Raw genomic sequence first — 14,124 nt, forward strand, 5'->3', positions numbered from 1 at the left:
TTAATTTACACCCGAGAATAAAGAAAAATGATATGCAAAAAGTCATAAGCTCTGTTTTGTAAGCTGTGTCTATAGATCGAGGACTGTAGGCTAGTCAATAGATAAAGATCTTGTCTAATAGAGGAGTTAAATAATGCTATAATTGTCAGTTCGAGTGATTTTATGGAGTATTACGCAGTAAAATTGTATCGAGAACCGGTTTTTTTATCACTTTTAAACACTTCTCGCTACATCCCGATGAGTCATCGAGACACTCGAAGTGACAGGCGTCTTGTGGTCTCACTTTATTCAGGGCCTCGGTTGTAAAGTTCTAATACTAAATTAAATTTATAATGCTATACTTGTCAGTTCGAGTGATTTTATGGAGTGTTACGCAGTAAAATTGTATCGAGAACCGGTTGATATTTCTCACTTTTAAACACTTCTCGATTAATTTATAATGCTATACTTGTCAGTTCGAGTGGTTTTATGGAGTATTACGCAGTAAAATTGTATCGAGAACCGGTTGATATTTCTCACTTTTAAACACTTCTCGCTACATCCCGATGAGTCATCGAGACACTCGAAGTGACAGGCGTCTTGTGGTCTCACTTTATCCTACGTTAAACGGAAAACAGTCAACGATAAACAGAAAACGACTATACGATTACTTATTTAACTCACCACTCACCACTCACCACTCACCACTCATCTCACCACTCACCACTCACCACTCACCTCACCTCTCACCTCTCACCACTCACCACTCACCACTCACCACTCACCTCTCACCTCACCTCTCCCCACTCCCCACTCACCTCTCACCTCTCACCACTCACCTCTCACCACTCACCTCTCACCTCTCACCACTCACCTCTCATCTCTCACCTTCTACTTTTGAAGCTTCTTTATCATTTTTTGAATTCTATCGTTTAATTTTTCAGAAGACAATTTTTCCCTTAAGCGGTCTGTAATAATAGGGAAGGAAAAGGGTGTAGGTTTCTGGCAGGATTTCCAGACGATATCTTGTGTGGCAATACGTTCCAGCGCTTTTTGTAAACGTCCTTGTTCCAGGGAGTGCTCAAAGGTTTCTGTAAACGCCTGTTGGTAAAGTGGGTTATCAGCATCATAGTCTTTAAAGACATCAAAAATTAATTGAGAGCTGGATTGTAAGTGCTTGTTTTTTATCAGTTTGTTAGGATAACCTGTAAATACCAAACCAGAAATAACGGCGATATCTCTAAATTTTCTCCTGGCCATTTCAGTGGCATTTAGACTTTTGGACAAATCCTCTAGAAGATAATCTGCAGTAAACAAATTATTATCCAATACCTCTTGCATGTCGACAGGCTGATCGGATAAAAGCTCAAACCCATAATCGTTAAAGGCCAACGAAAATGAAATAGGGGATAATAAACTGATGCGATATGCCAACAAACTCCCCATAGCTTCATGAACAAAGCGACCTTCGAAGGGATAAAAAATATGATGAAAGCCGTCTCGGGTTTTAAAAGTTTCAATCAAAAATTCGTTGGGTCTAGGGACGATAGATTCTAAGCGTTGACGTTCAAAAATAGGTTCCAAAGCCACCAGTTCAGGGCTTTTATCTTCAGCATCTTGATTATAAAGTTCTTCTCTCAACAATTCACTCATTTGTGAAGTAAGTGTGAGTCTACCTCCCATCCAGCTGGGCACTTTAGAGGTTTTAGATTTGGATTTCCTTACCAGGACTTGCATTTGTTTAATACGGACCAGCTCTAGGTTTCTGCCAGCAAAAGTAAAAACATCACCAGGTTTTAATTTGGAGATAAACCACTCTTCAATAGAGCCAATAAAGCCACCAGTTATATATTTTACCGTGAGAACAGCGTCACTTACGATGGTTCCAATTTGAAGTCGATGTCGCATGGCAATTCCTTTGCGATTTACTTTAAACAAGCCATCCTCTTCAATTTCTACTTTTCGATATTCGTCATAAGTTTTTAAAGCTTCACCTCCTTTAGTAATGAAATTGAGTGCCCAAGACCATTGGTCTCCAGTGAGGGTTTGGAAACAAAATGTCGATTGTATTTCAGGCAAAATAGCTTCAGGATAAAATCCATCCGACACTGCTAGAGTGGTTAAGTACTGGACCAACACATCAAAACTGTTGAGGTAAGGCAAGCGATCTTCTACGGTTTTGGATTCTACAGCTTTTTTAAGGGCAGAGGCTTCTATCAATTCGATGGCATGTGTTGGTAAAAAATAAATCACACTCGTCTTGCCGGGTTGGTGACCACTCCTTCCTGCGCGTTGTAGAAATCTGGCAACACCCTTTGGTCCGCCAATTTGTATAATGGTTTCTACTGGCGCAAAGTCAACGCCAAGATCGAGGCTAGAAGTGCAGACCACCGCTTTCAGACTTTCATTTCGTATGGCTTGTTCTACCCAAAGGCGAGTGTCTTTATTGATACTCCCGTGATGCATGGCCAACTCGCCGGCAAATTCTGGATGCTTTTCCAGGATTTTTTGAAACCAAATTTCACACTGTGAGCGGGTATTGGTAAAAAGAAGAGTTGTTTTGGAAGCTTTAATAATGGGAATGATCTCTTCTAGAAGATGGAGTCCCAAGTGTCCTCGCCAGGGAAACTTATCCATAGTCTCGGGGATAATACTCTTGACTTCTATATTCTTTTGAAGATCGGCTTTGATGAGTGTTGAATTTTTTAAGACTTTTGGATCCACACCCAGTAACACTTCTCGGGCTTGCTCTAGGTTACCTATGGTAGCGGAAATTCCCCATACCCTTAATTTGGAATTGATAGTTTTAAGTCGAGAAAGTGCCAATTCCATTTGCACTCCGCGTTTGGTTCCCAAGAGCTCATGCCATTCATCAACAACTACCGCCTGGCAATCTTGAAACGTCTTGGGGTAGTTTTTGGAAGCGAGAAGCAGTTGTAAGCTTTCTGGCGTGGTCACCAGAAGATCTGGCATTTTTCGCTTTTGTTTTGCGCGTTCACTTTGAGTTGTATCTCCAGTTCTTATTCCAATAGTAATGTCGAGGTCAAGATCTGAGATTAATTGTTCTGCAGCTTGCTTTATCTCTACCGATAAGGCTCGCAATGGTGTGATCCATACGGCTTTTAAACTGGAAGATTTTCGAGTTTTATTCTGATTTAGCTTTAAGATTTCGACCAAGATAGGCACCCATAATGCATAGGTTTTACCACTACCTGTAGGCGCATTTAATAAACCATGCTTACCTTCAGCATAAGCTTGCCAAGTATCTGTTTGGAAGTCAAAAGGTATCCAGCTTTTGGAAGCAAACCAATTGGTGAATAGCGAAATGTCTTGTGATTTTGACATGTCTACAAACATAAGTATAATTGATAATGAAGTTGGTAGTGGACACCAATCAAAACCAAATTTAAAAAGAAACTTTAAGTGGCAACCTTTTAGAAACGGTACATAACTTAGAGTCGAGATGCTAAGCGGGAGATAAAAGCAGAAATAAGTTTTTTTGAAATCTAAAAGATCCTAACTAAAAAATATATAAGTTTGAGGAAAATTCGAGGAGAAGGAATGCAAACCCGACTTATGCAAAAGCAAATAAAAAAGCTGCACTAGGAACGGCGTAGATCTAGCTACATAATTCATATTTAGAACTTTAATTTATATACCATGAAACCTATAATTCTTTTTTTAAGTTTAATTATCACTCAAGTTAGTTTTGCACAAGATTATCCAGAATCATTACCTGAGTTTGAAATATTCACTCTAGATGGGAATACATTCAACCAAAATGATATCAAAAAAGAAACCTATAGCTATTTTGTCTATTTCAACCCTACCTGCGGGCACTGTAAAACAGCCTTCAAATTATTGAATCTTAAATCTGAGCAAATCAAAAATGCGAAGGTTAAATTATACCCTGTTTCTGCTAATACGGAAGAAGAAACTAATAAGTTTTTCGAACAATACGCTCCAAATATTCAAAGCCTAACCAACACTCAAATCTTAAGAGACGATGATTATAAGTTTGCCGATGCTTTTTTTGTTGGCCCATTCCCCACTTCTTATTTATACGATAAAGACAATAAGTTGGTAAAAGTTTTTGAAGGGAGTGATGAGGTTGTACTCTTTTTAAATGAATTAAACTAAAAGGTCTTAAATCTAGCCGCTAATTAGTTGAGTTGTTCCAAGTTGAATTTTGATCACTGATTTAGCGAAACTTGAGTCAGAAATTATAAAACACAACAATTGTCATGCTGTTCCGAAGTCTCGGGATTGTTTCATCTTCTAAAAAGCTCAATAAATTTTGTAAATTAGATTCCAAAATGAATTTGAAATGACAAATTGAGGCACAACATAGGTATGTAAAGATAGTGACACTGATAAGTGGTTAAAAAACTGTAAATATATATTCCATTTTGAACCTCTTCTTATTATTTTTTAAACGGCTATCATACTTTCTTCTACACCTATCACAACATTCTATCAAAATTAGCTTTTGTTAAAATCATTCCGCTTAATTTTGAAGCTTTAGGATTATAATGAGTTCAAATTGAAATTATGAAAGGAGTATTAATGGTTAATCTCGGGTCTCCCAAGTCTACAGACCCCAAAGATGTAAAAACATATTTAGGTGAGTTTTTGATGGATGAACGCGTCATTGACGTGCCAAAGTTCTTTAGAACTATCCTTGTAAAGGGGATTGTTCTCAACACAAGACCCAAAAAATCAGCGGAGGCTTATTCCAAAATTTGGTGGGATGAGGGGTCTCCTCTTATTGTCTTATCCAAGCGCCTACGAAGTGGTGTAGACGAGCAAACTAGTATCCCCATTGCGCTATCCATGCGTTATGGTCAACCTAACATTCAATCGGGTTTACAAGAGTTGCATGATAAAGGCGTAGACGAAGTTTTGCTGATGCCACTTTATCCTCAGTTTGCGATGGCGACTACAGAAACGATTATCGTGTTGGCGGAGGAATTGCGACAGGAACATTTTCCTAATATGAGTTTTACAACTTTGCCTCCATTTTATAATCATCCAGATTATACAACGGTGCTGTCAAGAAGTATTGGAGAAAAACTAGACGACTTTGATTACGATCACTTGCTTTTTAGTTACCACGGTATTCCAGAACGCCACATCCGAAAAAGCGATATTACCAATTCTCATTGCAAGGTAGATGGCTCATGCTGTCAAACACCTTCCAAAGCACACCAGTTTTGCTATAGACATCAATGTTTTGAAACCACAAGATTGGTTGCTAAAATGTTGAACTTGAAAGAAGGCACTTATAGTACTTCGTTTCAATCTCGATTAGGATTCGACCCATGGTTGAAGCCTTATACCGATAGAACTGTAGAAAAACTCGGACTTGAAGGCACCAAAAAATTGGCAGTAGTATCGCCCGCTTTTGTGTCAGATTGTTTAGAGACTTTAGAGGAAATCAATATGGAAGCCCGTGAGATTTTTGAAGAATCTGGTGGCGACGACTTTATGTTTATCCCCTGTCTGAACGACCGAGAAGATTGGGTAAAAACCCTTAGCCGATGGATAGACGAATGGGCTCATCAAAATAAAGAGGCTAAAGTATCGTAAATGTCTAAAGTCAACTCCGAAGAATTTGGAACTAAACCTATTGGTTCGCTGCTTATTAAACAAGCAGTACCAGCTTCTATAGGAATTTTGGTGATGTCTCTTAATATTTTGGTTGACACCATTTTTGTAGGAAACTGGATTGGTTCTATTGGGATTGCGGCTATTAATGTGGTCCTCCCAGTGTCTTTCTTCATTGCGGCTTTGGGTATGGCTATTGGTATTGGTGGCTCGTCTATTATCTCCCGAGCCTTAGGTGCCAATAACGATAAGAAGGCGCTGAAGACCTTTGGAAATCAAATCACGATCACCTTACTGGTCACCATTACCATGGTGGTGGTTGGTTTAACCTTTATCGATCAATTGATTCCTGCTTTTGGGGGGAAAGGCGATATTTTTGATCCTGCAAAAATCTACTACAGAGTTGTGCTTTACGGGGTTCCAGTATTGGCACTTGCCATGATGGGGAATTCGGTTATTAGAGCAGAAGGTAAGCCTAAGTTTGCCATGGTGGCGATGATTATTCCATCGGTGGGTAATCTTATTATGGACTATGTTTTCATCAATATTTTAGATTATGGAATGCTTGGTGCCGCTTGGGCAACTACTGGATCGTATATCCTATGTTTGTCTTATATCTTATGGTTTTTTCTTTCCAAACATTCAGAATTAAAGATTCGTTTTTCCGACTTTGGCTTTGATTTTAAAATTTTGAAAGAAATTGGTGCTTTAGGCTTTGTGACCCTTTCTAGACAGGCGGTTGTGAGTGTGACTTACCTTCTTTTAAATAATATTTTATTCGATTTGGGTGGAGAATCTTCAGTGGCTACTTATGCGATTATCTCAAGAATGCTCATGTTTGCACTGTTCCCTGTTCTAGGGGTTACCCAGGGTTTTCTACCTATTGCAAGTTATAACTACGGCGCTGAAGAATATAGTAGATTGAGAGAAACTATAAATAAAGCTATTGGCTATGCTTCGGCTGTGGCTTTAATCGTTTTTGCTCTGATTATGATTTTTCCGGAAACCATTGTATCGGTATTTACTCAAGATCCTCAAGTGATTAGGGATACCCCAAGTGCTATGCGTTGGGTTTTTGCTGCTGTTCCTATTATTGCTTTGCAATTGATAGGTTCTGCCTATTTTCAAGCTATAGGGAAAGCCGTTCCTGCTTTGTTACTCACGCTGTCCAGGCAGGGATTTATTTTTATTCCTTTGATTTTGATTCTACCTCAATTTTACGGTGAGTTTGGGGTTTGGATTTCCTTCCCCTTAGCCGATATTCTTTCCACCATCATCACTGGTTACTTTTTGAGAAAAGAGGTAAAAACGACTTTGATGGTCGATGAAAAGTCAACTCAAGACATAAAGGCGACTTAACACACCAACGGAATGTTAAGTGTTCAAGTTGCATTGTTTATCTTTGAAGTCTAAACTAATTGATTAGCGCTGTGGAATATAATTACATCAAATCTCTTCATCTCATTTTCGTAATCACTTGGTTTGCGGGATTGTTTTATGTCCCCCGTTTGTTTATATATCACATCGAAGCCCGGCAAAAGCCTCAGCCAGATAGAGATATCTTAAGTGACCAGCTCAAGATCATGGCAAAACGCTTATGGTATATCATTACTTGGCCTTCGGCTGTATTGTCCACTATCTTTGCCGTTTGGCTTTTAATTCTTGTGCCAGGATGGCTAGAACAAGGATGGATGCACGTGAAGCTTGCCTTTGTTTTTCTATTGTTTGCTTACCACATCAAAAACCATTTTATCTTTAAACAGTTTCAAAACGATGATATCCGCTGGACTTCTAATGGAATGCGACTGTGGAATGAAGGACCCACTCTTATCTTGTTTGCTATTGTTTTTCTAGTGATCTTAAAAAACTCCATCAGTTGGATATGGGGATTGGCAGGTCTTATTGGTCTAGGCGTTATAATTATGTTAGGGGTTAAACTCTATAAGCGAATTAGAAACCGAAAACCCTCAGCCTGATGTTCAACTATAAAAAATCTTTACGGACTCGGATTTTTATTTCTATGATTGCTCTGGTCGTCGCGGCTTCCATACTTATTGCAGGGGTAACCGTCTATCAGTTTACACAAGAGGCTAAAGAGTTACATCGCGAAAAACTCAACCGTAAAGAAAACGCGATTCGGGCCAATATCAACTACGTCCTAAGAACAACAACTTATCCAGTAGATACTGAAAATCTATCCCTTATTTTCAAAGAAAAAATCTACGAGATTCAAGATATTCACAATACTGAAATCAATATCTACGACCTCGATGGGTACCTTTTGAAATCTTCGTTTGCGACGTTTTATATGGATTCTGTACAAACGAGAATGGAGCCCGAAAAAGTAGAATCTCTCGAAAATTCTGCTGAAAAAAAATACGTTGATAATTTCAAAATCAATGATCAAAATTATCAATCGTCCTACACTTATATTTTAGATAACTACTTCAAGCCAATAGGGATTTTGAATCTACCTTATATTGAAGATGACGGCTTTTTAGAACAAGAACTTCGTGGATTTTTGATTCTTCTTTCTCAAGTGTATCTGATTATGCTTATATCTGCCATAGTCCTAGCCTACTTCTTATCCAAATACATCACCAGGTCTTTGCAAAGTGTAAGTCGAAAAATTACAAAAACACGTCTAGACCAACCGAACCCCAAAATTTCTATAGAAGAAATCAGTTATGAAATTAGACCTTTAATCAAGGCTTATAACGAAATGATAGATGAACTTGAGGTAAGCGCTTTAAAGTTGGCTAAAACAGAAAGGGAAGAAGCCTGGAGGCAAATGGCTAGGCAAGTGGCTCACGAGATTAAAAACCCGTTGACGCCGATGCGCTTGAGCATGCAGAGTTTTAAAAGAAACTTCAATCCAGAGGATCCTGAAATTGAAGACCGTGTTAAAGAATTTTCAAAAACCATTATTCAACAAATCGATAATCTGAGTGCGATTGCTAATGCCTTTTCAGACTTTGCAAAAATGCCTGCTCAACAAAATGAAACTCTCAATGCTGTAGAAATTATAAGATTGGCCTTGGATATTTTTAATGAAAATCACATCCATTTTGAACCTGAGGAAGAGAACATTCAAATTAAGTTCGACAGAAATCAATTGATAAGAATCATTACCAACTTAGTGAAAAATGCTATCCAAGCTACCGAACATCTTGAAAATCCTAACATATTAGTGAAGATTTCCACAGAAGATGATGTCGTGATGATAAGTGTTGAAGATAACGGGAGTGGAATTCCACTAGACATGCAAGAGCGTATTTTCGAGCCAAGGTTTACAACCAAATCTAGCGGAATGGGATTAGGCTTAGGAATGGTTAAAAATATCATTGAAACTTATAAAGGAGATATAAAACTGACCTCAAAACTTGAGGAAGGCACTATCTTTACACTTAAACTACCAAAATCCAATACTCATGACATTTGAAAATTTACAAGTTGATATTGAAGATCGCATTGCAATAGTGCGAATTGATAGACCTAAAAAACTAAATGCACTCAACCGTGAGACTATTGAAGAGTTACACCAGGCTTTCAAAGCTTTATTAAGCAATGAAGATGCAGATGTGGTTATTCTAACTGGGAGTGGAGAAAAAGCCTTTGTCGCTGGTGCGGATATTTCAGAATTTTCAGAATATTCTGTAGAAGAAGGGAAGAACCTAGCAGCAAAAGGCCAAGAGATAGTGTTCGACTATATCGCCAATTTCCCAAAACCAGTTATTGCGGCTGTCAACGGTTTTGCTTTAGGAGGTGGCTTGGAGTTGGCTATGTCTGCCCATTTTAGAGTGGCTAGTGATAATGCAAGATTGGGACTTCCAGAAACTTCACTAGGGGTTATTCCTGGTTATGGAGGTACTCAACGTTTACCACAATTAGTTGGGAAAGGAAGAGCTATGGAAATGATTATGACGGCAGGAATGATCGATGCCAATACCGCAAAAGACTATGGATTGGTCAATCATGTGACGACGATTGAAGAGTTATTACCACTAGCTCAGAAACTAGCCGGAAAAATCCTTAATAATTCTATGGTAGCCATTTCTTCTGCTATTGAAGCTGTGAACGATAATTATAAAGATGGTGTAAATGGATTTGATACAGAAATTGAAAATTTCGGAAAATCTTTTGGCACTGATGATTTTAAGGAAGGCACTAAGGCTTTTTTAAACAAACGCAAAGCAAATTTTAAATAAATACCCTTTATGTTTCCATTGCAAAGACATCGTCGCTTAAGAAAAAACGACTCTATACGATCGCTGATAAGAGAAACTCATTTAAGTCCAACTGACTTTATTGTCCCCTTATTTGTAGTTGAGGGAAAAGGCGTAAAAGATGAAATAGGTTCCATGCCTAATTATTATAGGTTTAGTTTGGATTTGCTTGCCAAGGAAGTCAAAGAACTTTGGCAAATGGGACTGAAGTCAGTCTTGCTTTTTGTAAAAGTCGAAGACGCTTTAAAAGACAACCGTGGTGTAGAAGCCACAAACCCAGATGGGTTGATGCAGCGAGCGATAAAGACCGTTAAGAATGCTGCTCCCGAAATGTTGGTCATGACCGATGTGGCTTTAGATCCCTATTCTATTTATGGACACGACGGTATTGTCGATCAAGGGAAAATAGTAAACGATAGAACCAATTCCTTTCTTGCTCAAATGGCCCTAAGCCATGCTCAAGCTGGAGCCGATTTTGTGGCCCCTAGTGATATGATGGATGGTAGAATTTTAGAGATCCGTAGTGTTTTGGAAGAGGCTCATTTTACGGATACCGGCATCATGAGTTATTCAGCTAAGTTTGCCTCTGCTTTTTATGGCCCTTTTAGAGATGCTCTAGATTCTGCTCCGGTGGATGTTAAAGACATCCCTAAGGATAAGAAGACCTATCAAATGGATCCTGCCAATAGAAGTGAAGCTTTGAAAGAGACCTTTTCAGATATCGATGAAGGGGCAGATATTGTGATGGTAAAACCCGGGCTTTGTTATCTGGACATTGTAAGAGATATAGCTAATGAAGTGGAAGTGCCTGTGGCTGTTTATCAAGTGAGTGGAGAGTATGCAATGCTAAAAGCGGCTGCAGCCAAAGGCTGGTTAGATCATGATGCCGTTATGCTAGAACAACTCACAGCCATTAAGAGAGCAGGAGCTAGTATGATTGCAAGTTATTTTGCAAAAGATGCGGTCAAATTACTTTAGGCTTTTTATTTTTGCTGAATTAAATTCCAATAGGTTATCAATACAAAATCAATGATAAAAAACGATTTATTTTTAAAAGCTTTACGTGGAGAAACCGTTGAAAGACCACCAGTTTGGATGATGAGACAAGCGGGGCGTTATCTTCCAGATTTTATGAAGCTGAAAGCCAAATATGATTTCTTTACGCGCTGCAGAACACCAGAGCTCGCCACAGAAATTACAGTGATGCCAATTCACCAAGTCGGGACCGATGCCGCTATATTGTTTAGCGATATTTTGGTAGTGCCGCAAGCGATGAATATAGAAGTGCAAATGAAACCTGATTTTGGGCCATGGCTTCCCAACCCAATACGAGACCGTACGAGTTTGGATCAAGTGATTGTCCCCGATGTTTATGAAGAATTAGGATACGTCTATGAGGCGATAAAAATGACCAAGAAAGAGTTGAACGATGAGGTTCCTCTTATTGGTTTTGCAGGTTCTCCCTGGACTATTTTCTGCTATTGCGTACAAGGACAAGGTTCCAAAAATTTTGACAAGGCCAAAGAGTTCTGTTTTACAGAACCTCAAATGGCCCACGAACTCCTTCAAAAAATCACAGACACGACTATCGCTTACCTCAAAGGAAAAGTAGAAGCTGGTGTGGACGCTGTTCAAGTTTTTGATTCTTGGGGTGGAATGCTATCACCAGTAGATTATCAAGAATTTTCTTGGCCGTATATCCAGCAGATTATAGATGCCTTAAAAGATATGATCCCTGTAATTGCTTTTGGGAAAGGGTGCTGGTTTGCTTTGGATGTTATGGCAAAATCTGGAGCTTCAGCTCTTGGTGTGGACTGGACCTGCTCTGGTCGAAACGCTAGATATTTATCCGGTGGCAATATAACATTACAGGGAAATTTTGATCCTTCTAGATTGTTTTCTCCTCCCAAAGACATCAAACGAATGGTCCATGAAATGATCGACGAGTTTGGAAAAGACAAGTACATTGTGAATTTAGGACATGGTATTTTACCCAATATTCCTGTAGAGAACGCCAAAGCTTTTGTAGAGGCGGTTAAGGAATACAAATAGATAAAAACAAAATACTTAAAACAGCCCTCTTTTAATCTTTAGAAGAGGGTTTTCTATTTCTTTTGATTTTACCCTTGCTGATTTTAAGGGTTTTAGACAGTTAGCTTTTAGCCTTATCTCGTTTTGAAGTAGCGTCCTGGGTTTAAAGTCTCTCCTGAAGTCGGCGTTTAGATTCAACTAAATCTTTTAGGCAATGCTCAGAGTTTTAAACAAGCTTAAACTCGAGTTGATACAATTATGAATATAAGTAGAGTTTAAAACCTACAGGCAAAGAAGAACGTGAGCTTGCGTTAGGGATAGCAGTGGAAAGCCTATAAAGTAAAGCCTTTAAAAAATAAAGCTTAGCCAAGCGACTAAGAGAAGCTCTGGCTAGGTTTATATTTTTTTGGCTTTTACTGAAATAGCTTGTAACGAATAGCCCGACCCTCCCCAATCCATTGGGGAGGGTAACGCCAAAAGTTTAGTGATTTGTTTCCAAATACAACTTAGTAAAATGCTTGTAGAAATAAGGAATGGTTTCAATCCCTTTTAAGTAATTCCAAATCCCAAAATGCTCATTTGGAGAATGTATGGCATCGGAGTTGAGTCCAAACCCCATTAAGACGGTTTTACTTTGCAAATACTTTTCAAATAAGGAAACAATCGGAATGCTTCCGCCGCTTCGTTGTGGGACAGCCGCTTTGCCAAAGACATCGTGGAAAGCAAGATCTGCAGCCTTATACTCGATACTGTCTATAGGAGTGACATAGCCTTGTCCACCGTGATGAGGTGTCACTTTTACCTTCACGCTTTTTGGAGCGATGCTTTCGAAATGAGTTTTGAAAAGGTCTGTGATTTCTCTCCAATCTTGATTGGGAACCAATCGCATAGATATTTTGGCGAAGGCTTTACTCGGAATTACAGTTTTGGCGCCTTCTCCAATATAGCCTCCCCAAATCCCATTGACATCTAGAGTAGGCCGAATGGAATTGCGCTCGTTGGTTGAGTACCCTTTTTCACCGTGAACATCAGTAATGCCGATATGATTTTTATAGTCTTCAAGATCGAAGGGTGCTTCCGCCATTTTTTCTCGTTCTAGCTCGCTCAACACTTCTACTTTATCATAAAACCCAGGAATGGTGATGTGATTGTTGTCATCATGAAGAGAAGCAATCATTTTTGATAGAATATTGATTGGATTGGCCACTGCTCCGCCGTAAAGTCCAGAGTGTAAATCACGGTTTGGACTTTCGACTTCCACTTCAACATAGCTCAAACCCCTTAATCCTGTGGTGATGGAAGGAACCTCTTTGCTAATCATTCCTGTATCCGAAATCAAGATCACATCGTTGGCCAGCTTTTCTTGATTATGCTCTAGAAACCATTCCAGGCTCACACTTCCTACCTCTTCCTCGCCTTCAATCATAAATTTTACGTTGCAAGGCAATTCATCATTTTGAATCATGATTTCAAGCGCTTTTACGTGCATATACATTTGGCCTTTATCATCGCAGGCTCCTCTAGCAAATATGGCCCCTTCAGGATGGATCTCCGTTTTTTCGATAACGGGATCAAAAGGAGGGCTGTTCCATAACTCAAGAGGATCTGGTGGTTGCACGTCGTAATGGCCATAAACTAGAACCGTAGGCAGGGACTCGTCTATAATTTTTTCTCCATAAACTATAGGATTCCCTGGGGTTTCACAGATTTCAACTTTATCACATCCTGCAGCTTCCAAATTTATCTTTACGGCGTCAGCAGTCATCAAAACTTCTTTTTTAAAATTAGGGTCAGCGCTAACGGAAGGAATTTTGAGCAATTCCACTAACTCATCAATGAATCTTTGTTGGTTTTTTTCTATATAATTTTTAATATTCATAGGTTTTTTTTAGGGTTTTTACAATATAAATTATTTTCTTGAAACATGATTTGAAAGTTGTATATATTATTTATATTTGCACTCGCAAAAGTAGACTCGATTATTGATTCAACAATTGCGAGTGTGGTGGCCCCGAAGTGTCGGGAGATAGACACGCTAGAAACACCAAAAATAATTGCGGGCGTGGTGGAATTGGTAGACACGCTAGACTTAGGATCTAGTGCCGCGAGGTGTGAGAGTTCGAGTCTCTCCGCCCGTACTTAAAAAAAGCTTCTCTTAACCGAGGAGCTTTTTTATGCTTAAAATTTAATAGAGGAGTGGAGTTCGTTCCGATAGCTATCGGAACTCCGCCCGTACTTTTAATCCCTAATAACTTTGAAAAAAGTTATTAGGGGTTTTTTT

General features: G+C 39.0%; 10 protein-coding genes and 1 tRNA gene. 9 read left to right on the plus strand and 2 right to left on the minus strand.

Annotation, left to right across the window (positions count from 1 at the left end; genetic code table 11):
* Positions 1-870: 870 nt before the first annotated feature.
* Positions 871-3,324, minus strand: a complete 2,454-nt coding sequence (locus tag PGOND44_RS13395) for a ligase-associated DNA damage response DEXH box helicase (protein WP_003443738.1) — start codon at positions 3,322-3,324, stop codon at positions 871-873.
* A 315-nt stretch (positions 3,325-3,639) separates the two neighbouring features.
* Between PGOND44_RS13395 and PGOND44_RS13400 the strand changes: the two genes are divergently transcribed.
* From PGOND44_RS13400 to hemE, 8 genes are all read left to right on the plus strand, one after another.
* Complete coding sequence (locus PGOND44_RS13400) at positions 3,640-4,119, plus strand: peroxiredoxin family protein (protein WP_003443744.1); 480 nt, start codon at positions 3,640-3,642, stop codon at positions 4,117-4,119.
* Positions 4,120-4,530: 411 nt separating this feature from the next.
* Positions 4,531-5,568 carry a ferrochelatase gene (gene hemH / locus PGOND44_RS13405; protein WP_003443746.1) on the plus strand — a complete coding sequence of 346 codons (1,038 nt, stop codon included), beginning with the start codon at positions 4,531-4,533 and terminating at the stop codon, positions 5,566-5,568.
* Entirely contained in the window at positions 5,569-6,945 is a 1,377-nt protein-coding gene (locus PGOND44_RS13410; RefSeq protein WP_003443749.1) for an MATE family efflux transporter, read from the plus strand. It abuts the gene before it with no gap.
* A gap of 71 nt (positions 6,946-7,016) precedes the next feature.
* Complete coding sequence (locus PGOND44_RS13415; protein ID WP_040556182.1) at positions 7,017-7,562, plus strand: CopD family protein; 546 nt, start codon at positions 7,017-7,019, stop codon at positions 7,560-7,562.
* Positions 7,562-9,028, plus strand: coding sequence for a sensor histidine kinase (locus PGOND44_RS13420; protein ID WP_003443755.1), 1,467 nt, complete (start codon positions 7,562-7,564; stop codon positions 9,026-9,028). The genes PGOND44_RS13415 and PGOND44_RS13420 overlap by 1 nt, the downstream gene beginning before the upstream one ends.
* Entirely contained in the window at positions 9,018-9,794 is a 777-nt protein-coding gene (locus PGOND44_RS13425) for an enoyl-CoA hydratase/isomerase family protein (protein ID WP_003443758.1), read from the plus strand. Before PGOND44_RS13420 ends, PGOND44_RS13425 begins: the two co-directional genes overlap by 11 nt.
* 9 nt (positions 9,795-9,803) lie before the next feature.
* Positions 9,804-10,790, plus strand: coding sequence for a porphobilinogen synthase (hemB, locus tag PGOND44_RS13430; RefSeq protein ID WP_003443761.1), 987 nt, complete (start codon positions 9,804-9,806; stop codon positions 10,788-10,790).
* A gap of 51 nt (positions 10,791-10,841) precedes the next feature.
* Complete coding sequence (hemE, locus tag PGOND44_RS13435) at positions 10,842-11,864, plus strand: uroporphyrinogen decarboxylase (protein WP_003443764.1); 1,023 nt, start codon at positions 10,842-10,844, stop codon at positions 11,862-11,864.
* A 460-nt stretch (positions 11,865-12,324) separates the two neighbouring features.
* On the opposite strand, the gene PGOND44_RS13440 is transcribed toward hemE, so the two are convergent.
* Positions 12,325-13,722 carry a dipeptidase gene (locus tag PGOND44_RS13440; RefSeq protein WP_003443767.1) on the minus strand — a complete coding sequence of 466 codons (1,398 nt, stop codon included), beginning with the start codon at positions 13,720-13,722 and terminating at the stop codon, positions 12,325-12,327.
* A gap of 177 nt (positions 13,723-13,899) precedes the next feature.
* On the opposite strand from PGOND44_RS13440, the gene PGOND44_RS13445 reads away from it, so the two are divergent.
* Positions 13,900-13,981 (plus strand) — tRNA-Leu (locus PGOND44_RS13445).
* The last annotated feature ends 143 nt before the right edge of the window (positions 13,982-14,124 follow it).

It is taken from the genome of Psychroflexus gondwanensis ACAM 44, from assembly GCF_000355905.1.
Lineage (GTDB): Bacteria > Bacteroidota > Bacteroidia > Flavobacteriales > Flavobacteriaceae > Psychroflexus > Psychroflexus gondwanensis.

Excerpts from the sequence above, each read along its gene's own strand:
- hemE (WP_003443764.1), top strand. The coding sequence starts at position 10,842 with ATGATAAAAAACGATTTATTTTTAAAAGCTTTACGTGGAGAAACCGTT.
- PGOND44_RS13420 (WP_003443755.1), top strand. The coding sequence starts at position 7,562 with ATGTTCAACTATAAAAAATCTTTACGGACTCGGATTTTTATTTCTATG.
- hemB (WP_003443761.1), top strand. The coding sequence starts at position 9,804 with ATGTTTCCATTGCAAAGACATCGTCGCTTAAGAAAAAACGACTCTATA.
- PGOND44_RS13410 (WP_003443749.1), top strand. The coding sequence starts at position 5,569 with ATGTCTAAAGTCAACTCCGAAGAATTTGGAACTAAACCTATTGGTTCG.
- PGOND44_RS13400 (WP_003443744.1), top strand. The coding sequence starts at position 3,640 with ATGAAACCTATAATTCTTTTTTTAAGTTTAATTATCACTCAAGTTAGT.
- PGOND44_RS13440 (WP_003443767.1), bottom strand. The coding sequence starts at position 13,722 with ATGAATATTAAAAATTATATAGAAAAAAACCAACAAAGATTCATTGAT.
- PGOND44_RS13425 (WP_003443758.1), top strand. The coding sequence starts at position 9,018 with ATGACATTTGAAAATTTACAAGTTGATATTGAAGATCGCATTGCAATA.
- hemH (WP_003443746.1), top strand. The coding sequence starts at position 4,531 with ATGAAAGGAGTATTAATGGTTAATCTCGGGTCTCCCAAGTCTACAGAC.
- PGOND44_RS13395 (WP_003443738.1), bottom strand. The coding sequence starts at position 3,324 with ATGTCAAAATCACAAGACATTTCGCTATTCACCAATTGGTTTGCTTCC.